Annotated in this window: 20 protein-coding genes; 2 read left to right on the top strand and 18 right to left on the bottom strand. The window is 60.8% G+C overall.

Annotation, left to right across the window (positions count from 1 at the left end):
* Nucleotides 1-29: 29 nt before the first annotated feature.
* A complete protein-coding gene (locus FHP89_RS13930) occupies nucleotides 30-566 on the bottom strand; it encodes a hypothetical protein (RefSeq protein WP_144178608.1) in 537 nt (178 codons plus the stop codon).
* 1 nt (nucleotide 567) lies between these two features.
* Nucleotides 568-1,767: a phosphotransferase family protein gene (locus FHP89_RS13925; RefSeq protein WP_144178606.1), complete on the bottom strand. Its 1,200-nt coding sequence runs from the start codon at nucleotides 1,765-1,767 to the stop codon at nucleotides 568-570.
* Nucleotides 1,768-1,953: 186 nt separating this feature from the next.
* On the opposite strand from FHP89_RS13925, the gene FHP89_RS13920 reads away from it, so the two are divergent.
* Nucleotides 1,954-2,640 carry a transglutaminase-like domain-containing protein gene (locus FHP89_RS13920; protein ID WP_144178604.1) on the top strand — a complete coding sequence of 229 codons (687 nt, stop codon included), beginning with the start codon at nucleotides 1,954-1,956 and terminating at the stop codon, nucleotides 2,638-2,640.
* On the opposite strand, the gene FHP89_RS13915 is transcribed toward FHP89_RS13920, so the two are convergent.
* The 3 genes from FHP89_RS13915 to FHP89_RS13905 all read right to left on the bottom strand — a co-directional run bounded on the left by FHP89_RS13915 (nucleotide 2,629) and on the right by FHP89_RS13905 (nucleotide 5,222).
* Complete coding sequence (locus FHP89_RS13915; RefSeq protein WP_144178602.1) at nucleotides 2,629-3,120, bottom strand: MaoC family dehydratase; 492 nt, start codon at nucleotides 3,118-3,120, stop codon at nucleotides 2,629-2,631. The two genes, FHP89_RS13920 and FHP89_RS13915, sit on opposite strands and share 12 nt — an antisense overlap.
* Before the next feature lie 28 nt (nucleotides 3,121-3,148).
* Nucleotides 3,149-4,018, bottom strand: coding sequence for an SDR family oxidoreductase (locus FHP89_RS13910; protein WP_144178598.1), 870 nt, complete (start codon nucleotides 4,016-4,018; stop codon nucleotides 3,149-3,151).
* Nucleotides 4,019-4,103: 85 nt separating this feature from the next.
* Nucleotides 4,104-5,222, bottom strand: coding sequence for an NADH:flavin oxidoreductase/NADH oxidase (locus FHP89_RS13905; protein WP_144178590.1), 1,119 nt, complete (start codon nucleotides 5,220-5,222; stop codon nucleotides 4,104-4,106).
* 110 nt (nucleotides 5,223-5,332) lie between these two features.
* Between FHP89_RS13905 and FHP89_RS13900 the strand changes: the two genes are divergently transcribed.
* Nucleotides 5,333-6,250 (top strand): SDR family NAD(P)-dependent oxidoreductase, encoded by a 918-nt coding sequence (locus FHP89_RS13900; protein ID WP_144178588.1) that lies wholly within the window; start codon nucleotides 5,333-5,335, stop codon nucleotides 6,248-6,250.
* 221 nt (nucleotides 6,251-6,471) lie between these two features.
* Here FHP89_RS13900 and FHP89_RS13895 read toward each other — a convergent pair whose 3' ends face one another.
* From FHP89_RS13895 to FHP89_RS13835, 13 genes are all read right to left on the bottom strand, one after another.
* On the bottom strand, nucleotides 6,472-8,175 hold the full coding sequence (locus FHP89_RS13895) for a methyl-accepting chemotaxis protein (protein WP_144178581.1): 1,704 nt from the start codon (nucleotides 8,173-8,175) through the stop codon (nucleotides 6,472-6,474).
* Nucleotides 8,176-8,272: 97 nt separating this feature from the next.
* Nucleotides 8,273-8,680, bottom strand: a complete 408-nt coding sequence (locus FHP89_RS13890; RefSeq protein ID WP_144178579.1) for a MaoC/PaaZ C-terminal domain-containing protein — start codon at nucleotides 8,678-8,680, stop codon at nucleotides 8,273-8,275.
* Nucleotides 8,677-9,105: an FAS1-like dehydratase domain-containing protein gene (locus FHP89_RS13885; RefSeq protein WP_144178577.1), complete on the bottom strand. Its 429-nt coding sequence runs from the start codon at nucleotides 9,103-9,105 to the stop codon at nucleotides 8,677-8,679. Before FHP89_RS13885 ends, FHP89_RS13890 begins: the two co-directional genes overlap by 4 nt.
* On the bottom strand, nucleotides 9,095-10,693 hold the full coding sequence (locus tag FHP89_RS13880) for an enoyl-CoA hydratase-related protein (RefSeq protein ID WP_260851607.1): 1,599 nt from the start codon (nucleotides 10,691-10,693) through the stop codon (nucleotides 9,095-9,097). The genes FHP89_RS13885 and FHP89_RS13880 overlap by 11 nt, the downstream gene beginning before the upstream one ends.
* A gap of 13 nt (nucleotides 10,694-10,706) precedes the next feature.
* Nucleotides 10,707-11,501 carry an enoyl-CoA hydratase-related protein gene (locus FHP89_RS13875; RefSeq protein WP_144178575.1) on the bottom strand — a complete coding sequence of 265 codons (795 nt, stop codon included), beginning with the start codon at nucleotides 11,499-11,501 and terminating at the stop codon, nucleotides 10,707-10,709.
* A gap of 168 nt (nucleotides 11,502-11,669) precedes the next feature.
* Entirely contained in the window at nucleotides 11,670-12,437 is a 768-nt protein-coding gene (locus tag FHP89_RS13870; RefSeq protein ID WP_144178573.1) for an SDR family oxidoreductase, read from the bottom strand.
* Nucleotides 12,438-12,486: 49 nt separating this feature from the next.
* Nucleotides 12,487-13,374, bottom strand: a complete 888-nt coding sequence (locus FHP89_RS13865) for an SDR family oxidoreductase (protein ID WP_144178571.1) — start codon at nucleotides 13,372-13,374, stop codon at nucleotides 12,487-12,489.
* Between the two features lie 61 nt (nucleotides 13,375-13,435).
* Complete coding sequence (locus tag FHP89_RS13860) at nucleotides 13,436-14,611, bottom strand: acyl-CoA dehydrogenase family protein (RefSeq protein ID WP_144178569.1); 1,176 nt, start codon at nucleotides 14,609-14,611, stop codon at nucleotides 13,436-13,438.
* A 96-nt stretch (nucleotides 14,612-14,707) separates the two neighbouring features.
* Nucleotides 14,708-15,589 carry an alpha/beta fold hydrolase gene (locus FHP89_RS13855; protein WP_186300329.1) on the bottom strand — a complete coding sequence of 294 codons (882 nt, stop codon included), beginning with the start codon at nucleotides 15,587-15,589 and terminating at the stop codon, nucleotides 14,708-14,710.
* Nucleotides 15,590-15,624: 35 nt separating this feature from the next.
* Nucleotides 15,625-15,870: a hypothetical protein gene (locus FHP89_RS13850; protein ID WP_144178565.1), complete on the bottom strand. Its 246-nt coding sequence runs from the start codon at nucleotides 15,868-15,870 to the stop codon at nucleotides 15,625-15,627.
* Between the two features lie 43 nt (nucleotides 15,871-15,913).
* A complete protein-coding gene (locus FHP89_RS13845) occupies nucleotides 15,914-17,656 on the bottom strand; it encodes a nitric oxide reductase activation protein NorD (RefSeq protein ID WP_144178561.1) in 1,743 nt (580 codons plus the stop codon).
* Nucleotides 17,657-17,670: 14 nt separating this feature from the next.
* Nucleotides 17,671-18,486: a CbbQ/NirQ/NorQ/GpvN family protein gene (locus FHP89_RS13840; protein ID WP_144178559.1), complete on the bottom strand. Its 816-nt coding sequence runs from the start codon at nucleotides 18,484-18,486 to the stop codon at nucleotides 17,671-17,673.
* A gap of 170 nt (nucleotides 18,487-18,656) precedes the next feature.
* Nucleotides 18,657-19,967, bottom strand: a complete 1,311-nt coding sequence (locus FHP89_RS13835; RefSeq protein WP_144178558.1) for a protoporphyrinogen/coproporphyrinogen oxidase — start codon at nucleotides 19,965-19,967, stop codon at nucleotides 18,657-18,659.
* Between the last annotated feature and the right edge of the window lie 24 nt (nucleotides 19,968-19,991).

Below are 19,991 nucleotides of genomic sequence, written 5' to 3'. Positions count from 1 at the left end.
TAGCACACCGGCAGCACAAACGGTGCGCGTCACCCCGCCAGCAACGACGTAATATCCGGCACCGCCGCAGGATCCGGCTCCCAGCGCTGAGGCTTCATCAGCGCACGATCGCGCAGCAACTGCGCTTTCGACATGGCAAACAATGCGGTCTCGACCCGTTCGCGTGCGACAACATCCTCACTGGCTGCAAAGCTGTCGACCAGACTGCACATCGACGTACGCAAAGAGGCAACGGATGCCTGCAGTTGCGCAGGCTCGCCGCGACACGCCTCCAACACAGCCATGGCTTCCGTGCGTTGGCGATCGAGTTCAGCCAAGGCGGCGCGCGGCGCTTCCTCCGCCACCGCCAGCGACGACAGCTCTGACGCGGTTTCAAGCAGACGACCCAGTTCGTCTCGATCAAATCGGAACTGAACCGGCAACTGAGCAGCCATCAAATGAAGCATGCCCACCACCAGCTGGGCCTGTTCCGAAGCGAGCTTGTTGGACGGGGGCACGGCGGGAATCACGACATCAGTCAATGCCTTGATCATGGCCGCAATCTGTACTTCGGGGCGCATCTGCATATCAGCGGGCCTCCTCGAGAAGGGTTCTCATCTCGTCAACAATCATGCCGCCGATACCAATCAGCCAGGCGACCAGAATGTCCTGATGGGTTTTTCCGTTGCGTGCAATCCGGTAGCCGGTGCCCAGTGTCAGGGTGGCAATCGAATAGGCGTTGAACACTTTGTACCAATGCACGGTCTTCGGATTAATGCTCAAGCCGGATGCCTTTTCGTAACCTTCATAAAATTCGCGCTCAGGCATGAGGCCGCAAACCAGGACCGTTTTTCCATCCTCTGACATCGACGAGAACGCCCGACTGGTGGTCCACGCAATATCCTGATGGCGGTCACCGATCCGGCCGAGTTCCCAATCAAGCAGCGCGGTGATCCGGTTGTCGTGCTCGGTATAAAGAAAGTTGCCGGAGCGATAGTCCGAATGAACCACCGACGCGACGTCCAGCACCGGCAGGTTGCGGCGCATCCAGGCCGCCGCCAGATGCATCATCGGCACGTTTTCCTCACAATCTTCCAGCCACACCCGCTCCCACCAGTTCACGCCCCACTCGGCGCACTGCGTGGTGTTGATCTGCGGAACGTCGAAGGCCGACAACGCATTCTGCGAAAAATCATGACAATGAATTCGCGCCAGCATGTCGACAAACTGCGGCGCCAGATGGCGCCGAACCGACTCCGGAATCACCATCCCCAACCCGCTCACACCGCTGGCGGCAGTACTGGGTTTTGTCACGCCCGGGGCAAAACCGTAGATCAATGCGGGGTACGGCAGATAGGTCCCATCCGGATCGCACCAGAACACCGGGGGCACCGGCACCACTCCCTCGAACGCCTTGATCAGCTGGAATTCGCGCAAGCGACTCGTTTCGACAATGGATTCGGCCGGCTCCATGCGCAGCACCATGGCGGTTTTCTCAAAACCGAGCCCGGGGCGCTGCCACTCGAGATCGAACGCCATCTGCAGCTTCGATGCACCCCCAGACAACCAGCGCGGGTTGGTCACCGTGAAATCGGGCACCTGCTCGGCAACAAGCAAGGCCTCGACACCCGCCACCAGGGTCTCCAATGGCACTGGGCTAAAGCCGGGGCCATCGCGCAAGCTGAGTTTTCGCACCAGGATGCGGTCGATCTCCCGTTCGCACGGAAAGCGCGCACGTAGATGCTCAATCCACGCCGCATCCGGGCGGTTCTTGTCCTGAACCTGCATGAATCTGTCTCCTGTCATTATGTGTATGCTGCCCTGCTTGGGGGAGCCGGCAACATCGACGCTGGCGACGCGAATGTGTGTTCCGGTTGAAACCCAATCATGTCGTAACGTACCATACGATTGGAACGCATATCAATGGCGTTTCTCGATTCGCGGTGAAATTCGCCAGTCCACCCGGAGCACTTCATGATCGACGCTTCTCCTGCCGTCAGCGCACCCTCACCAGCGGACCTGATGGCGACCGACATCATCGATGCCACGCATCCCGACGTTGTTGCCATGGCCCGGCCACTACATCGCCGTGAGGACGCGCCGCGCGATACCGCCATCAGGCTTTACCATGCGGTGCGCGACCAGATCCGGTACGACCCATACAAAGTGATCCTGACGACCGACGCGATGCGAGCCAGCCGCACGCTGGCTCAGGGCTACGGTTGGTGCGTCACCAAGGCCGCCTTGCTCGCTGCGCTGTGTCGGGCCTGCGATATCCCGGCCCGTGTTGGCTATGCCGATGTGCGCAACCACCTGTCCACCGAGCGGCTGAATGCCCTGCTCGGCACTGACGTGTACTACTGGCACAGCTACACGGCGATCTATCTCGATGACCAGTGGTTGAAGGCGACCCCCGCCTTCGATGCGCGCCTGTGCGCGCGTGCCGGCATTGCACCGCTGGAATTCGACGGACGGGGCGACTCGATCTTTCATGCCTTCGACGCCGCCGGCCAGCGGCACATGGAATATCTCCATTATCGTGGCGACTTCAGCGACGTACCGCTGTCCAGCATCCTCAACACCTTCGCCGCGCGCCATCCCAAACTGATGGCCCTGAGCGATGGCGATTTCTTCACCGAGCTTGAGGCATCACCGCCCTGAATCCGCTGGCGCCGTCTGCGGATGGCGACACAGGAACATTGCCCGGCCGGTGTAGGACACGACCGTCTCACCATCTTGGTTGATCGCCTCCTGTAGCAGAGTAATCACGCCGCGATCGGGCTTGCTGCGCGAGCGGCGTGCATCGACGATGGTGGCACGCGCGCGCAGGCGGTCCCCCGGTCGCACCGGTCGCAGCCAACGCAGCTGATCGATTCCCGGCGAGCCCATGGCCGAACAGGCCGGGATGAAGTGGTCGCAGAACAAGCGCATCACAATGGCGCAAGTCATCCAGCCGCTGCCCACCAGACCACCAAAATGTGAGGCGGTCGCGGCGACCGGGTCCGTGTGAAAGGGCTGCGGGTCGTAGGCGCTGGCAAAGCGCACGATCTCCGCTTCGGTGACCAGGTAGTTACCGAACTCGGCGACCTCGCCTACCGCATAGTCTTCAAAATACCGCTCAAGATATGGCACGAAACGCATCGTCAAAGTCTCCCGGGACAAGGCCCGATCAATCTGATTCGCTCAACATGGTCGGCGCCACCGCACGGTGGAAGCCTTCAAACGCGGTATTGCGCGACGCCTCTGCCAGCGGCCAGGTCTGACGCGCATTTGGCGTCCCCCCATCGACACGGACACAACTGCCGGTAATGAATGCCGCCGCTGGCGAGAGCAGGAAAACGATGGCGGCGGACACCTCGGCTTCGGTACCAAAGCGCTTGAGCGGCACCTTGGCCGCGTATTGACGCAACTCGCGACGCGCCTCCGGCGTATAGCGATCGAAGCCGCTCGACGCGATCCCGCCGGGCGCCACGGTATTGACGCGCACGCCGTCGCCGGCCCATTCGCACGCTGCCGACTCACTCAGCGACAACATGCCGCCACGCGCCGCCGCGGAGTGGCCGAAGTTCGGCCAGCCATGCCAGATATCGGCAATGATGTTGACGATCGCTCCGCCGTGGCGCGCCATCCACCGCGCATGCGCTTCTCGCATGAAGATGAAGCCGCCAGTCAAATTATTTCGCACCACCGCCTCGAAACCATTGGTGCTGATCGTCTTCAGCGGTGCCATCCATTGCCCGCCAGCGTTGTTCACCAAACCATCGAGACGTCCGGTCAAAACCAACACCGCATCGATGCTCGCAGCCACCTGCGCCTCATCGCGGATATCGCACACGTGCGCACTGATCGCTCCACCGTCTTCGATCACCTCGGCACGCACCCGGTCGAGCTTTTCGACATTCCGGCCAATGATGGCCACATGCGCACCAAGCGCCGCAAGTTCGTGCGCGGTGCAGCGACCAATACCGCTTCCACCGCCGGTGATGATGACCGTCTGCCCGGCGAACAGATCCGGTCGAAACACTGACGCGTAACTCATCAAATCGATCCTTTAGCAAATTGTTGATAGCTGACCATTCGTCACGACCACCCGTCACCTCCGGCACCTGACCGCGCATGCACCATCAGCCCAAGGTTCCTGAGCGCATGCCTGACAGCGCCGCCTCGGCCCCGGGCCAACGCTCGGGCGAGGCCAGCATCATCTGCGGCGGAAACCGGGCGCCCTCCCCCAGTAGATACGCCGCCTTCAAGGCCCACCTCGGATCGAACAGCATCGCCCGCGCAACCGCGACACAATCGGCCACACCGTCGCACAGCGCCTGCTCGGCCAACTGTGAATCGTGAATCAGTCCCACCGCCCGTGTCACCATACCGGTCGCCTCACGCACTCGCCGTGCATACTCGAACAGATAACCCGGTGTCGCGCTGATTCGGGTGCCATCAACCACGGCACCGGCCGACACACAGACAAAATCCACTCCCGCCGACTTGAGCGCGTGGCATAGCGCCAGGGTATCTTCAAACCCTGCACCACCGTCGCACCAGTCATGCGCATTAACGCGTACCCCGAGCGGCTTGCTATCGGGCCACACCGCGCGCACCTTCGAAACCACCTCCAACGGAAAGCGCATTCGGTTACTCAACGGCCCGCCATACCGGTCGCCCCGGCAATTGGCCAGTGGCGATAGAAAACTGCTGAGCAGATAGCCGTGGGCCAGATGCAGTTCCAGATAGTCGAAGCCCGCCCGCAAGGCACGCCGAGCACCATCTTCGAAGGCCTGAGATATCTGTTCGAAGTCGGCCTCGGTCATGGCCGAAGGAAGTGATCGGTTCGGCCCAAAGGCAATGGCCGATGGCGCCACAATCGGCCACCCACCCTGCGCCAGCGCCTCGCCACCCGCCCACGGGGGATGACACGACGCCTTGCGCCCTGCATGGCTCAACTGAATTCCCAAACGAGTCGGCGACAAGCGACGTAGGCTGTTTATCAACTGGGCGAGCGCCGATGCCTGGGCATCGTTCCACAATCCGAGGCAACCGTTCGTGATGCGCCCTTCCGGCGCAACGGCTGTCGCCTCAAGCGTGATCGCCCCCGCACCGCCAACAGCCAGCGAACCATAGTGCTGACAGTGCCAATCGCTCGGCAAACCGTCGACACCGCTGTACTGACACATGGGCGCGACAAACACCCGGTTCGAAAAATCGAGTTGTCCGATACGCAAAGGCGAAAACAAGGCTGACATGACGACTCTCTGTAGATGGCTTCTTGATTTGCTTTCGTATCGTACTGTACCATACCGTCAAGCAATCAATTCAACCTACACACCCCACGCAACTCGAAAAGGAAATGAACATGAGCAGCAAACTACTGGCGGGAAAAGTCGCCTTGGTGACCGGCGCTGGGCGCGGTGTAGGAAAAGGCATCGCACTGGAACTGGCTGCAGCCGGTGCAAGCGTCGTGGTCAATGACATCGGCACCTCCACCACTGGCGAAGGCGCCGACCTCAACCCGGCGCAGACTGTCGTCGCCGAAATTCTCGCTGCGGGCGGGCAAGCCGTTGCCGACAGCAACTCGGTTGCCGACTGGGATCAGGCGCATGCGATGGTGCAGACCGCGCTGGACAGCTTCGGTCGCATCGACATCGTGGTGAACAATGCCGGCATTCTGCGTGACACCATCTTCCACAAGATGACCCGCGAAGAATACGAAATGGTCATCAACGTCAACCTCAATGGCGTGTTCTACGTAAGCCGCGCCGCGGCGCCGCACTTCAAGGCCCAGAACGGCGGTTCGTACATCCACATTACCTCCAGCTCCGGACTCGTCGGCAACTTCGGCCAGGCCAACTACGCTGCGGCCAAGCTGGGCGTCGTCGCCCTGTCAAAAAGCATCGCCATGGACATGCAGCGTTTCAATGTGCGCTCGAACGCCGTCGCACCGTGGGCCTGGACACGGATGGTCAATACCATCCCGGCCGAAACCGAAGAACAGAAGAAACGGGTCGAAGGCCTCAAAAAACTGGTCCCGGAAAAGATCGCGCCGTTTGTCGCCGCGCTCGCCAGCGAAGGTGCCAGCGCGGTGACCGGTCAGGTGTTCGGCGTGCGCAACAACGAGATCTACCTGTTTTCGCAATCGCGCCCGATTCGTACTGCGCACACGTCGGACGGATGGACGCCGGAATCGGTCATCGAACGGGTATTCCCGATGTTCGAAAATGACTTCTATCCGCTTCATCGTTCTGGCGACGTGTTCACCTGGGACCCCGTCTGATCAAACGGTAGGGTACTTCGGTTCTGACGCTTCACTCTCCCTCTCCTCCTGGAACCGAAGTTTTGCCCGCGAAAGCGGGCTTTTTTTCGTCTACGCCCATCCGTATGAAAGGGACGTGATCGCTACCGATATTTGCCATTTACCGGCGCGAGTCAAATCACACAAAGACAAAGCTGGCGGGACTGAAAGCCTCAACGCGGAGAGCCAAAGAAGCAGTCAGCTCAAACGGAGAAACGCTCCACCGCGTCGCCAAGCCTGAGCGCTGCGCCATCAAGGGCTTCGGACACCGAAGCGCTCAAGGCGCCCGCTTCGCAGCTGGCCTCGCTGAGACTCGCCAGCGAACGTATCTTGGCGGACATCTCGGTGGCGGCCCGGTCCTGTTGAATCATGGCGGCCGACAGCCCTTCGATCACGACGGCGGCACGATCGGTGGATTCGCGAATCCGCGCCATCTGATTGGCGCCTTCATCTGACAACTTACGTCCTTCTTCGGCACGTGTGACCACGGTAGTCATGTCGGCCACCGCCGCACGAATCGACGCCTGCATGGAGGCCACTTTTCCACCAATCTCCTGCGCCGAAGTGGTGGTGCCTTCAGCCAGGCTGCGAACCTCATCAGCCACTACCGCAAAGCCCCTACCCTGCTCACCCGCTCGCGCTGCCTCAATGGCCGCGTTAAGTGCGAGCAAATTGGTCTGATCGGCTAGCTTCTTGATCACATCGACAATACCGGCAATGCGTCGTGACTCGCTCTCAAGCTGCGTTACCGCCTCACCCGCTTGGGTGATCTGGGTGGTGAGGCTGACAATCTCGGTTGACGAACGCGCAATCGCCGACGCACCGCTGGACGCCGCACAGTTGGCTTCCTGTGACAGCGCAAGTGCCTCGGTAGTATCGCTGGCAATACGCGAGATATCGCGCAACATTTGTTCAACTTCGTGGGTCATGTTGACCACTGCCTCGCTCTGCTTGGCCGAGGTGGCAGCAACGTCTGTCGACACCTGCGAGGCGCGCCCGGCCGCTCCCTTGATGCTCTCAGCCGACGCACGCACTTCACGCAAGGAAGTTTGCACGCGTGCGAGAAGATCATTAAAAGATCGGGCAGTCTGGGCCAACTCGTCATCGCCACGCGCTGGCGCGCGCAGGTTGAAATCATTGGAATCGGCGATGCGGCTGATGGTGCCTCGCATTGCATCGAGCGATCCGGTCACACTACGCGCAATCGTCAGCCCCAGCGCCACCAATAGAATGCCTGCAATTCCCGCCACACCCACCAGCATGCGTGACACCGTTGCCATGGACTCGTCGGCCTGCGCTTTCGCCGACGCAGCATCTTCAATCGACGTCGCTGCAAGCTTGGCCAGCGGCACATCAAGCGTCGCGTACGACGAGGCCCAACGCAGCCCGTAGGTCGCGTAGGAGCGGAAAATCTGCCGAAACTCGAACCAGTCTTTTGCCCCGGCAAGCTTGTCGATCATCTCTGACTGACGCTGGTCATTATTGGCAAAGTCGTTCCACAAGGGCTGAAGAGCTTCCCATTGTTCTTGCTGAGCCGGTGTTTTGGGTAGCGCTTGGTAGGCTTCATATGCTCGGCTGGCCCGGGCGGCTGCCTCGTCGAAACGTTCCTTGATGCTCTTGAAGAGGCCGGTGCCCTCCTCGTGTAATTCGACCTCGTCGCTGATGAGTTGCTCGAACGCCTCAATATCCCAGGTCCCACCTTCCTGCACCGCGACGATCGCCTCGAGTCGACCGGTGCGCAACACCCCCAACCACCGAACAGCGGCAAGATTCTGCTCGCTGACAGATTCCAGCGAGCTGGCCATGCGTTGCAGCCCGGTCCATGCGGTAATGCCTACAAGACACAAGGCCATCAAGGAAATGGTGATCAGGACAAAGAGCTTTGTCCGGATAGAAAATCGGTGCATTCAAGTCTCCCGTACACAGTCACGGACCTGTCGCAGGTACGTGGGTTTTTTAATTTGCATACTTATCGTATGCTTGTGTACGACAATTACGGATGCTTTAGAGAAAAGTTGAGACCTTAACGACGCCCGAGGCAATGCGTTGATCGCCAGATGTCCTCATCTGCAATTCGAACTCCGCGCCCCCCTCGCTCCGAGCCGAAAGCGTCATCGCCATCGTGGTCGCTTGCCCCGCCAGCAACACGCCTTCAAATCGAACAGAGAACGATAGGATCTGCTGAGCCGGAAAGTGTGCAGTCACCAGCCGACCAAGGCGCGCCATATTGAGCATGCCGTGCACGACCAGGTCGGGAAACCCGGCCTTCGCCGCAAAGGCACGATCAGTGTGTAGCGGATTCAGGTCGCCGGAGGCCTGCGCATACCGCGCCAATGCCTGCGCATCAAATGGCGGGCCCTCGGCGGTCGCGACAACATCGCCCAGCGCAACCGATGCGAGATCGATACTCATGTCGCCCCCGGTTTCGGATTGCGCACCATCACGGTCTGAATCGAAGTACCCAGCAAGCCGCCAGTTGCACTCTTGAATTGGGTCTCTATCAACACCAGTTCGAGCAACCCCTCTTTGCGGCTTGAGATATCGGCGACCCGACGATTGACGGTCACTGTCTCACCACAGCGAATTGGCGCGTGATATTCAAAACGCTGCTCGGCATGAAGGATGCGGCGCAGGTCCACACCCAAGGCTTCCATGATTCGACGCGAGCTGTTGTCCTTGCCCTCGAGCACTTTCATAAAGGTTGGCGGTGCGATCTCGTGGCGATAGACCGGGTCGGTCTCGCCGATCGCATCGGCAAACGCCGCCAACGCCGCCGGCTCAACAACGACATCAAACGGCGCCAAGGTGTCGCCGATATGCGCGCGATCAATCGCCACGGGAGTGCTCTGAAAAAACAAGTGACAGCCCCTCAGGCCAGGCGTGACCAAGAGCCATGGCCCGCTGCCTGAGCGACGCCTCATCGTTCTGGCGTAGATAGTTCAATGGCCCACCGGTATAGCTGGGAACCACTCCCGCTACGGCACACACGCTGTCAAACAAAGCAACATCGGGGACATCACCCGCGATCCACATCGCGCCGGCAGCAAGCGCCACCAACAAGATGCGATCGTCAGCCTCGCTGCCCGTGGCGGCAGCCGCTGCATCGACCTCGGCCAGGCGTGCAAGCTGCGATGACGCTCCCTCGGTTACCAACACGGCGCCCGCGCGAAGCCAGGCGGCAACCCTCAGCGCCGCGTCGCGGGCGGTCGCATCGCGATCAAACACAACCTCCACCGCGCGGCCATGCTCAGTCATGGGACCGACCCAGACACCCGAATGGCACCTGTCGCCGAGCCCGTCACCGGCCGGCACGACGCCACCCAGCGTTGCGACAACCACGCTCCCACCATGCGCTTGAGCACTATCGATCGCAAGCAACACGTCCCCCGGTGCCAGCGCCTCCGGGGAAACCAGTGGTGCGCGCGTGCTGCGAAGCAGCGCCGCAGCACGTTCATCGTCCGCGGCAACGCTTACTGCATCATCGGCAGTCACGTCCTTTAGCACTTTGAGCGAGCGCTGACGATCGATAAACAGGCCACGGATCATATTGCCGGCAACGGGGTTCTGAATGAGGCGGACAAAGATATCCATCTCTTTGTCGAGACCAGCATCCAGCGGCCGGCCCCAGCCGTCGATCACGCAATCCATGATCGCGCGGTAGGCTGGATAGTGATTGATCTGCTCGTCCGACAGTCCGAGCACATCCGCCACACGAACATGCGCGCCGGCCTCACCAAGCCGCAATTCGCCGCTATGAAAACACGCATCGGGTTGATCCCAGGACTTGACGGTCGAACCGAGCGACAAGGCTTTGGCCCGAGCCGCATTGAGCAATTCAGCAGATGGCACCACCGCATCGACCAGGCCGCACTCAAGCGCCACATCTGCAGTGACCGGATTGCCGATCAACAGCATGTCAAGACCGAGACGCGCTCCGACAACACGCGGCAGGCGCTGGGTACCCCCTGCGCCCGGCAGCAGCCCGAGCTTGATTTCAGGCAGACCCAGCAACACGCCTTTCCGGTCAGACGCGACACGCGCATGACAAGCCAGGCACAATTCCAGACCACCGCCAAGCGCGAGCCCATCCACCGCCGCCACAAAAGGCTTTCGACTCTTTTCGAGGCGGCGGAAAATACGGCCGAGGCGACCGCACAAGCCCACCAGATCCGCATGCGAATCGGTTTGCGCGCGCTCGGTAAACATCCGAACCATGACCAGATCAGCCCCGGCGATGAAGGCTTTCTTGGCGGAATTGATGACCACCGCCTTGATACGGTCGTCGCCATTGGCATGCGTGATGAGCCAATCGATGGAATCCATCAGCTCAAAGGAGAAGACGTTCATCGAACGTCCCGGCATGTCGATGGTGGCGAGCAGGACGCCATCCTCGCCCAGCGAGGTTTTAATGTTCTGATCAGTCACGGTTCGGTCCAACTTAAACGTACTTCTTGAATTCCGGCTTGCGCTTCTCGTTGAACGCACGCACGCCCTCTTTGGATTCTTCGCCCTGGTAATAGCCCTTCACTGCAGCGACACCCATGAAGCTGATACCGCGAATGTTTTCGCTGTCGGCATTGAAGGAGCGCTTGGCGATGGCGATGGCGGTCGGGCTCAGATCGTTGATCTCGGCAGCCCAGGTCTCGCACTCGGCGTCGAGCTCGTCATGCGGCACCACTTTGTTCACCAAACCCATGTCCATGGCTTCCTGCGCGGTGTAACGGCGGCACAGGAACCAGATTTCGCGGGCCTTTTTCTCGCCCACGATGCGGGCCAGATACGCGGTGCCGAAACCCGGATCGACCGAGCCGACCTTGGGGCCGACCTGACCGAACTTGGCCTTTTCGGAGGCAATGGTCAGATCGCAGATGGTGGCGAACACGTTACCGCCACCGATCGCGAAGCCCTGAACGCGGGCAATGACCACCTTGCGGCAGTCGCGGATGGCTGACTGCAGCTCTTCGATCGGCAGGCCGACCATGCCGCGGGGGCCGTATAGACCGTCTTCGGACAAATGCACTTTCTGATCACCGCCGGTGCAGAAGGCCTTGTCGCCGGCGCCACCGAAGATCACGGTGTTGACCGATTTTTCCTCATCGGCCATGCGGAAAGCGACGATCAGCTCCTCGACGGTCTGGGTGCGGAAGGCATTGAACACTTCCGGACGGTTGATGGTGATACGCACGGCGTTGGCGCCGACTTCGTAGGTGATGTCCTTGAATTCCTGGCTCATGGTCTGATTCCTGAAAGGTCTATCGAAAAGTTTGGATCACACTCGCCGCGAGCTTGCGAAGAAATCGTAGCGAGTGGCCCGAGTTCGTTGCGAGAAGCGCAGCCGTACTCAAGTACGGCGAGCATCACAGGGACGAAATCGGGTCACGCAGTAGATTTATTGGCAAGCTCAGCCGTGCATGGTCAGGCCGCCGGAGATACTCACGGTCTGGCCCGTCATGAACGATGCGTCGTCACTGGCAAGGAAGGCCACGAGGCCCGGATAGTCGTCCGGCTCGCCAATGCGGCCGAGCGGCACACCGCGGACCATGGCGTTGCGGATCTTCTCGCCCTGCTCGCCGGTACCGACAAAAGCGTCCATGGCGGGGGTGTTGGTGGGTCCCGGGCAAACGCAGTTGAGCAGCACGTTATTGCGCGCCACTTCACGGGCCAGCGCCTTGGCGAACGAAATCGTCGCCCCCTTGCAGCCGGAGTACACCACTTCGCCGGAGGAGCCGACGCGACCGGCATCCGAGGCGATAAACACCACACGACCACCACCGCGCTGGGCCATGCCGGTCACGACCGCGTGGGTCATGTGAATGGGGCCAAGGTAGTTGATATTGACGATCTTCTGCCAGAAGTCCGGGGTGGTCTTCAGGAATGCCGTCGGCGTGTCCCAGCCCGCGTTGTTTACCAGGGTCCAGGTCGGGCCCAGCTTGCTTTCGATCGACGCTACCGCCGCCTTGACGGCCTCGTAGTTGGAGATATCGACCACCTCGAAGTCGGCTTTGCCGCCCGCTGCACGAATCTCTTCCACGGCCGCAGCCGCAGCATCCTTGTTCAGGTCCATCACACCAACGGCCATGCCTTCTTCAGCCAGGCGCTTTGAAATGGCCAGACCGATGCCACTGGCGCCGCCTGTTACCAAGGCAACCTTATCCTTGAGTCCTCTCACGGTGTTCTCCTAGTTTGCGTATGAATTGAATGGATGAATCATTAAAACGTCAGACGCTTCGCTGCGCCTTGGCTTTGTCGCTGGCGGCCTTGGCGGCGGTCTTGGCCTGCGCCCACTGAGCGTCGGTCATCGAATTAAGGCCGGCGAAAGTCGACGGCGCGGCCAGATGATGGCCACCGTCGATACAGATCGTTTCGCCAGTGATGTAATCAGCGCCGTCCGACAGCAGCAGCAGCACGAGATTGCCCAGTTCAGACATCTCGCCAAAACGCCCCATCGGCACCTGATCAGCCTGCGTTGCGCCGACCGAACTGTCCTCGGTCGGATTGAGCATTTCCCATGCGTAGTCGGTCGGAAACGGGCCCGGCGCCACCGCATTGAGTCGAATGCCGTATCGTGCCCACTCCACCGCCAGCGACATGGTCATCGCGTGCACCGCGGCCTTGGCCATTGACGACGGCACCACATAGGGCGAGCCGGTCCAGATCCAGGTCACCAGTGTCGACACGACCGACCCCTTGAGGCCCTGCTCGATCCACCGACGGCCGGCCGCCTGTGTCGTAAAGAAAGCACCATCCATCACGGTCGAGGAAATCGCCTCGTAACCGCGCGGACTGAGGTCTTTGGTGGGCGCAATGAAGTTGGCGGCGGCATTGTTCACCACCCCGGTCAGCGCACCGTGCTTCTCCCAGATGTCGGCCATCGCCGCCTCAACGGACTCGGCGTTACGAATATCCACCGCCTGGAAAAAGACCTTTTCGCCGCATTCGGCGTTGATCTCCTTGGCAGCCTCTTCCAGCACTTGTGTGCGACGGCCCCAGATGACCACTTCAGCCCCGTGCGAGGCCATGTGATGTGCCAGACCTTTACCTATGCCTGTGCCGCCACCGGTAATAAGAATGCGTTTGCCGGCCAGGCAATTCTTGTCGTACAGCATGTTGTCTCCTTGTGGCGTCGCCCATGGCGGACACGCCCGTCTCTTTCGGTTCGTGTTTAGCTCAGCAGGGGCTGCTCACGTCGAGATCTCGGCGCTTGGCAATCAGATCGCGCCCAATCAGATATTTCATGATCTCGATCGAACCGCCGGCAATCTTGACGATCCGTGCGTCGGCGTAGGCCCGGGCGATCGGGTACTCCCACATGTAGCCCCAACCGCCGTGAAGTTGCAGGCACTCGTCCACCACTTTGCAGTGCAGCTCCGACAGCCACATCTTGGCCATCGCTGCGTCAATGGCGTCGAGCTCACCTTTCATGAACAACTCGATGCACTTGTCCGTAAACACACGGCCGATGGTCGCCTCGGTGTGAAGCTCGGCGAGTTTGAACTGGGTGTTCTGGAAGTCGGCGATGGTTTTACCAAAGGCTTCGCGACCTATCACATAGTCGGTGGTGTATTCGATCACCGCTTCGGCAACGGTGGCCGAACGGATGGCTTGGGCCAGACGCTCTTGGGCCAGCTTGGTCATCATCAACGCAAAGCCCTGCGCTTCTTCGCCCAGCATTGAGGTAGCGGGCACGCGCAGATCTTCGAAGAACAGCTCCGAAGTGTCCTGCGCCTTCAGCCCGAGTTTTTCGAGATTCTTGCCGCGAACAAAGCCCGGCAAACTGGTATCGACCAGAAACAGCGTAACGCCCTTGGCGCCGGCATCTCGGTCGGTCTTGGTGGCCAGCACCAGCACATCGCACATCTGGCCGTTGGAAATGAACACCTTCTGGCCATTGATGACATAGTCGTCGCCGTCACGCACGGCGCGCGTGCGGATGTTCTTCAGATCGGAACCTGCATGCGGCTCGGTCATGCCCAGCCCACCAATCGCTTCGCCGCTGACCATCTTTGGCAGCCACTGCTTCTTCTGCGCCTCGGTCCCGAAGGATTTGACATACGTTGCTACCAGATCACAGTGAATCAGAAAACCTGGGCCGGTATAACCACAGCGGGCGATCTCTTCGAACACCACCACGTCGAACAGGTAGTCCAGACCAAGGCCGCCGTACTCTTCCGGCACGGTGCAGCACAGCAGTCCCGCCGCGCCGGCCTTGAGCCACACTTCGCGCGGCACGATGCCGTCCTTTTCCCACTGCTCATGAAAGGGGCGGATCTCACGATCGATGAACTTGCGCACCGTATCGCGGAACATTTCATGTTCTTCATTGAAGAGATTGCGCTTGATCATTTGGGGCTCCGATGGTCCGTTAGGCTTATCGTATGGTATCGTACCATCTGAAACGCATCAAGACTATTTTGTAGCATACGAATTTTTATTGTGGTGTTAAGGCGCCCCCAGAAAGCCGTCAATGCGCTGCCCGACCTCGTCCGGTTTTTCCAGATGCAGGAAGTGCCCGCACCCGTCCATCAAAGCCACCGCCGAACCCGCTCCGGCGTAAGCCTGCGCCTCGGCGACGGCGTGATGATCGAGCGACACGCACCCATCCGTGCTGCCATGGAGATATAGCAAGGGCCGTGAGATCGGTCCGACCGCATCGCCGTAGGCAAACGAAAATTGCTCGGCATTAAAGAACGCGCGGTAGTACCCGATGGCGGCCTCCAGGTTCTCAGCCGCCGCCAGGCTTCGCTGCAGATTCAGAACGTCCTGCTCTGCGTCATAGCCGGGCGACCAATCGGCCCACAGCGCGCGAATGAATGCGAAGTCATTGGCTCGCACCACCTCGTTCGCCGCCGCCATCTGGAAAAACCACATATAGAAGGAGCGTTTCAGCTGCGCATACTGCGAATGGCGTGGCCCGAAAATCTGTAACGGCGGCACCGCCAATGTGACGCAACGCCGCCAACGTTCCGGCGCCTGAAGCACCGCGGAATACGTCGCTACGGCGCCCCAGTCATGACCGATCAACACCGCACTGGCGTCACCGCCGAGGGCACCATGCAAACCGTTGGCATCGCCGCCGAGTGCGAGAAACAGGCTCATTGCGTCGAGCCCGTTCATGTCCGGCGCCTGAGTCGGCGCATAGCCCCGCATGAAGGGCGCCACCGCGCGATATCCTCGCGACGCCAGTTGCGGCATCAGATGCCGCCATGTCTGGGCCGTATCTGGAAAGCCATGCAGCAGTAGCGCCAGCGGCCCCTCACCTTGCGCGAGATAGTGGAAGCTCACGCCGTTTGCTTCGACAACGCCCTGTTCGATTGAATCCATCACGATCTGCTCCTTGCCTGACGCCTGATACCGCCTTAGCGGAAGGCAAACTGCAGGTGGCCAAGCGTTCTTTCCTGAGCGCGACGATTCACCGAGGTATCCTGTTCGCGGCACGATTCAGTGCCGTCGCAAGAGCCTGGCTGCCCTAGCCATGCACTACGCAACAACACCCCGTCACCCGAGCGGTAAGTCTCGCCTTTTGGCATCAAGCCACGTTCGAGCATCAACAGCCCGGCAAGGCCGATCACAAGGGTCAAACAGGCTTTGGTCCGCTTTTTCATACTGCCTCCCACGCCGCGCGATCTGCGCAGCTATCAAACTGCCTTACGCCACCCGGCGTCCGCTCTCCGAGACGCGTCGAATCCGCGACGCCGCGGCCACCGCTTTCTCGACTGCACCGCGCAATCGGGAAGCCAGCTCAGTGACATCCCCAACCGCGAGAAAATGCGTGTTCCCATAGGCCTGAAGCAACCGCGCTCGGTCGGCATCGCTACCTATGCTCAAACACAGACAGGCCACGCCATCGGCCGCCGCTTCTTCAAGCGCCTTCCGAGTGTCTTCACTGGCATGCTGGCCTTCGTACTGGTCGTCGTACGGAAAGCCATCCGAGACCAGCAACATCAATTTGTAGGGCGTACCGGCGTGCGTATTGAGCAAGTTCGATGCGTGCCGAATCGCGGCGCCGCAGCGGGTATATCCGGCCACGGAGAGTTTTCCCATGCGAGCAGGCACTGCCGCGCCGAGTGGTTCATCGAATGTCTTGAGGTGCTGAAATCGCACCAGCGTGCGGCCCCACGAGTGAAAGCCGTACATGGCCACCCGATCGCCCAATAGATCAAAGCTGCGGCATAGGCGCCACGCGGCCTGCGCCTGGCGATCGAACACGCGGTCGCTGCCGGTTGATTCCAGTGTCGAACTGGAGGTGTCGAGCAAGATGAGTACGCCCAGATCACGACGCGTGCGCAGGCTGCTCGAGTAGATCCGCTCGTCGCCCGAATGACCGCTCCGCAGGTCGACGGCGAGACGCACCAATGGGTCGAGCACAAGATCCTCGCCCTGGCGCTGACCGCTATGACGGCGAAAGCCAAGACACAGCCGCGCCAGGGTGCGTTGAAGCGGACGATCGACGCCGCTTGCCAGGGTGGCGACATCAAAGACTGGCGTCTCTGCGCCGGCCGTCACCTCCTCCACGCAGGTCCAGTCCGTCCGGTAAGCTTGCTTCTCGCAGTCCCATTCCGGGTAGCGATGCGCGCCGCCTTCGGCCGCCATCAAAGCACTCGGAATAGTGAGCTGCATGCTGGAGCGCAACGCGTTGGCGATATCGCGCATCTGCCGGCCGGCGCGCCCACTCACCATTTCGGACGAGCCCTCGGCACCCGAGTCGGCCGACGCCTTGTCGGGAGACGACTGCATGTCGAAGATTTCCTGCATGAATCGGGAAAACAACCCATCCTTGCCAAGCGGCGACGAGAACAATTTCCAGAACGGGTTTCGCTTCAACGCGTCTTCATCATCATCCGGCGCATCGTCTTCAATCGCGCTGATGCGCGATTCAAGCTGCGACAGTTTCTGCTCGTTGAGCTTGCGCTGACTGCCTTGCAGGTTCTGACGCATGATCCGCCAGGGCTTGACCGTACCGAACCAGGTCGGCGGCGCCGGCAGCCGCTTGCGCTGGCCCGCAATCTGCAGCGACATCTCGGCACTCTCCGACGAGGCACCGGTGGCATAGATGGATAGCGCGTCAAGAAAGCTGCGAGGCAGACGGCTCTCGATCAAGCCACAGCAGCGTTCCACCTCCAGCACCAAAAATCGCTGCCGCAGTTCGATACTGCCCACCAATGTGCGCAAACCCACCACACGCATGGCCCCCCCCGCCAGCAATGCACACTGCACCAGCAGTGCGCGCGCGCACTCGCCGGCCGGCAGTGCGCCCGGCAGATAGATCCGATCGCCGTCAGTCCACGCGGCCGCAGCCGGATCGAGCAAGTAGCTGATGGACACCGGACGCCCGACAACAGCGGCGGCCAACAACCTCAGCGGATGATGCGCGCCAGTGTCATGGATCACGGCAGCGTCCCGATTCAGGCCGGCAGGTAGGTTTCGACGACCTCACGCAGCCCCTGCTGCACCACGGCGTCGTCGCACAATGGTTGCAACATGGCAGCGGTGGCGGCCACGCGGGGCGACAAGCCCGCTTGAATCAGATGGGCCGTGCTGACAAGCGTGCGGGTCGAACACACTTCGGGCAGCAAGCTCGCGTCGAGTTGGCGGATGGCCTGCGCGAGCTTGATCAGATCGGTGGCCTGCGCCTCGCTCACCCCGCCCTCTCGCACCAGAATCTGGTGCTCGCGCTCCGCTGGCGGGTAGCCCAGCTCGATGCCCACCATGCGTTGCCGAGTGGACTGTTTGAGGTCCTTCAGCACGCTCTGGTAACCGGGGTTGTAAGACAGCACCAGCATGAAATAGGGGTGGGCGGTCAGTTGCTCTGCCCGCCGTTCGAGAATCAGCTCGCGACGATGATCGGCCAGCGGATGGATCACCACGGTGGTATCGGCTCGGGCTTCGACGACTTCATCCAGATAGCAGATCGCACCGCTTCGTACGGCGCGCGTCAGCGGCCCATCCACCCAGACCGTATCGCCGCCTTGCAACAGATACCGACCGACCAGATCGGCCGCTGTGATGTCTTCATGACAGGCAACCGTGATCAAGGAGCGCCCTAGGCGGGCTGCCATGTGCTCGACAAATCGCGTCTTGCCGCAGCCGGTCGGGCCTTTGAGCATCAGCGGCAAGTGCTGGCGATAGGCCGCCGTGAACACCTCGACTTCATTGCCGCTGGGCAGGTAGTACGGCGCCTCATCCGCGGGCGCATTATCGGCGCTGAACGCAACCTGCATGACGTCTGTCTCCTTGGTATTTGTCTCGGCACACACATGCCGGCAAGGCTCGGTGGCCCCAAGAAGACAGTAGCCTGAAGAAGGTGGTCCGCCGCCCTACCCATAGTTAGGCGAATGCGGCGCCGCTACCCGCCTGCGCGGTCACGACGCCTGCACTGAGGGCCGGTCGATCAGTTCAGCGTCTGATCGAGCCGGAGCGCCGCGCGCTCTCCGCTGAACACCGCCGCTTCGACGCCGGCCTGCGAGAAGTAGTCACCGGCCAGGAAGACCTTGGGCGGCATCTTGTCGTAGATCGCTTCCAGCCTTTCGTAATGCCCCGGCTTGGCGATGGTGAGCCCCTTGTCGTAGCGAAACAGATGAACAAAGATCGGTTCGGGTGCTTTGCCAAAGGCCTTGATGGCCCCTTCGAGCGCTTCGCGCTTGATGTCCTCATCGGTCATGTTGACCAGCGGCGGCGTATTGAAATACACCCCGACCGCCTCACCACCCGGCGGGACGGCATTTGGATGCCGACGGCTTTGCAACACCATGGCGCCAATGTTGCGCTCTTCGCCAAAGCCCACGGGCATGACGATATCGACCGGATATGTCGGCCACGGGTTTTTCGCCCAACCGATCTGCACATGTGCATATTCGGTGTAAGGCGTCTCCATCAGGGTGGCGCGTACGGGTTCCGAAATGAAGTCATTCATCAGCTTTGCGGCCACGAAGGACTCGGTCGCCATCACCAGACCATCGGCGTCATGCCACTTACCGCCGGCTAAGACGGCGTACTTGTTGCCGCGCTTCTCGACCTTTTCGACCGGCGTCGATACATGCACCGTGGTGTTCTTCGCACCGTCGATCAACCACTGGCTGACCTGCCCCACGCCTTCGGGTGGGACCGACAAGGCCATCTTGTTGGCCTGCTTGATGATGGACAACGGAAACGGTAGCGACAACCAGCTCGCCGGAACGGCATAAAGGAAGTCCATGAGCGGACGCACGATGTACTCGTGGGCACGATCGCCCAGATTGCGCCGCGACCATGACTCCAGATCTTCCTTGGTGTCGTACTTGGCCAGTTCCCGGCTATCGAAGGCATTGGACGCCTGTTTGCTGAGCAGCAACTTGATGCCAGCCGTGATCACCTTGAGCCGATCACCCAAGGTGAGCTTCGGGATTGTCAGATAACTGGCCAGATTGACGAAGCTCACGCGGTAGCGCGAGTCATCGTTATCTTGCAACTCCGACGCCCCCGCCCAAGGCACAACCTTGCGGTCTTTGCCCAGCTCCTTGAGCAGGGCAAAGGTGCGCGGGTAGATGCCGCCCATGAGGAACAGTGCGCCGGTGCCCAGGTTAAAGCCGTCCCGGTGCAGCTGCTTGGTTCGCCCCCCGACGACATCTGCCGCCTCGAACAGCACCACCTCATGCCCCTTTTTGCCCAGGGTATAGGCAGCCGCGCAGCCGGCGGGCCCGCCGCCGATCACGATGGTCTTCATGTTGTCTCCTGAATCTCTTTGTAA

This window comes from Denitromonas ohlonensis, from assembly GCF_007625205.1.
Taxonomy (GTDB): domain Bacteria; phylum Pseudomonadota; class Gammaproteobacteria; order Burkholderiales; family Rhodocyclaceae; genus Nitrogeniibacter; species Nitrogeniibacter ohlonensis.
This window is presented reverse-complemented; position numbering and strand designations above follow the sequence as displayed.

Excerpts from the sequence above, each read along its gene's own strand:
- FHP89_RS13930 (WP_144178608.1), bottom strand. The coding sequence starts at position 566 with ATGCAGATGCGCCCCGAAGTACAGATTGCGGCCATGATCAAGGCATTG.
- FHP89_RS13925 (WP_144178606.1), bottom strand. The coding sequence starts at position 1,767 with ATGCAGGTTCAGGACAAGAACCGCCCGGATGCGGCGTGGATTGAGCAT.
- FHP89_RS13920 (WP_144178604.1), top strand. The coding sequence starts at position 1,954 with ATGATCGACGCTTCTCCTGCCGTCAGCGCACCCTCACCAGCGGACCTG.
- FHP89_RS13915 (WP_144178602.1), bottom strand. The coding sequence starts at position 3,120 with ATGCGTTTCGTGCCATATCTTGAGCGGTATTTTGAAGACTATGCGGTA.
- FHP89_RS13910 (WP_144178598.1), bottom strand. The coding sequence starts at position 4,018 with ATGAGTTACGCGTCAGTGTTTCGACCGGATCTGTTCGCCGGGCAGACG.
- FHP89_RS13905 (WP_144178590.1), bottom strand. The coding sequence starts at position 5,222 with ATGTCAGCCTTGTTTTCGCCTTTGCGTATCGGACAACTCGATTTTTCG.
- FHP89_RS13900 (WP_144178588.1), top strand. The coding sequence starts at position 5,333 with ATGAGCAGCAAACTACTGGCGGGAAAAGTCGCCTTGGTGACCGGCGCT.
- FHP89_RS13895 (WP_144178581.1), bottom strand. The coding sequence starts at position 8,175 with ATGCACCGATTTTCTATCCGGACAAAGCTCTTTGTCCTGATCACCATT.
- FHP89_RS13890 (WP_144178579.1), bottom strand. The coding sequence starts at position 8,680 with ATGAGTATCGATCTCGCATCGGTTGCGCTGGGCGATGTTGTCGCGACC.
- FHP89_RS13875 (WP_144178575.1), bottom strand. The coding sequence starts at position 11,501 with ATGAGCCAGGAATTCAAGGACATCACCTACGAAGTCGGCGCCAACGCC.
- FHP89_RS13865 (WP_144178571.1), bottom strand. The coding sequence starts at position 13,374 with ATGCTGTACGACAAGAATTGCCTGGCCGGCAAACGCATTCTTATTACC.
- FHP89_RS13860 (WP_144178569.1), bottom strand. The coding sequence starts at position 14,611 with ATGATCAAGCGCAATCTCTTCAATGAAGAACATGAAATGTTCCGCGAT.
- FHP89_RS13855 (WP_186300329.1), bottom strand. The coding sequence starts at position 15,589 with ATGGATTCAATCGAACAGGGCGTTGTCGAAGCAAACGGCGTGAGCTTC.
- FHP89_RS13850 (WP_144178565.1), bottom strand. The coding sequence starts at position 15,870 with ATGAAAAAGCGGACCAAAGCCTGTTTGACCCTTGTGATCGGCCTTGCC.
- FHP89_RS13840 (WP_144178559.1), bottom strand. The coding sequence starts at position 18,486 with ATGCAGGTTGCGTTCAGCGCCGATAATGCGCCCGCGGATGAGGCGCCG.
- FHP89_RS13835 (WP_144178558.1), bottom strand. The coding sequence starts at position 19,967 with ATGAAGACCATCGTGATCGGCGGCGGGCCCGCCGGCTGCGCGGCTGCC.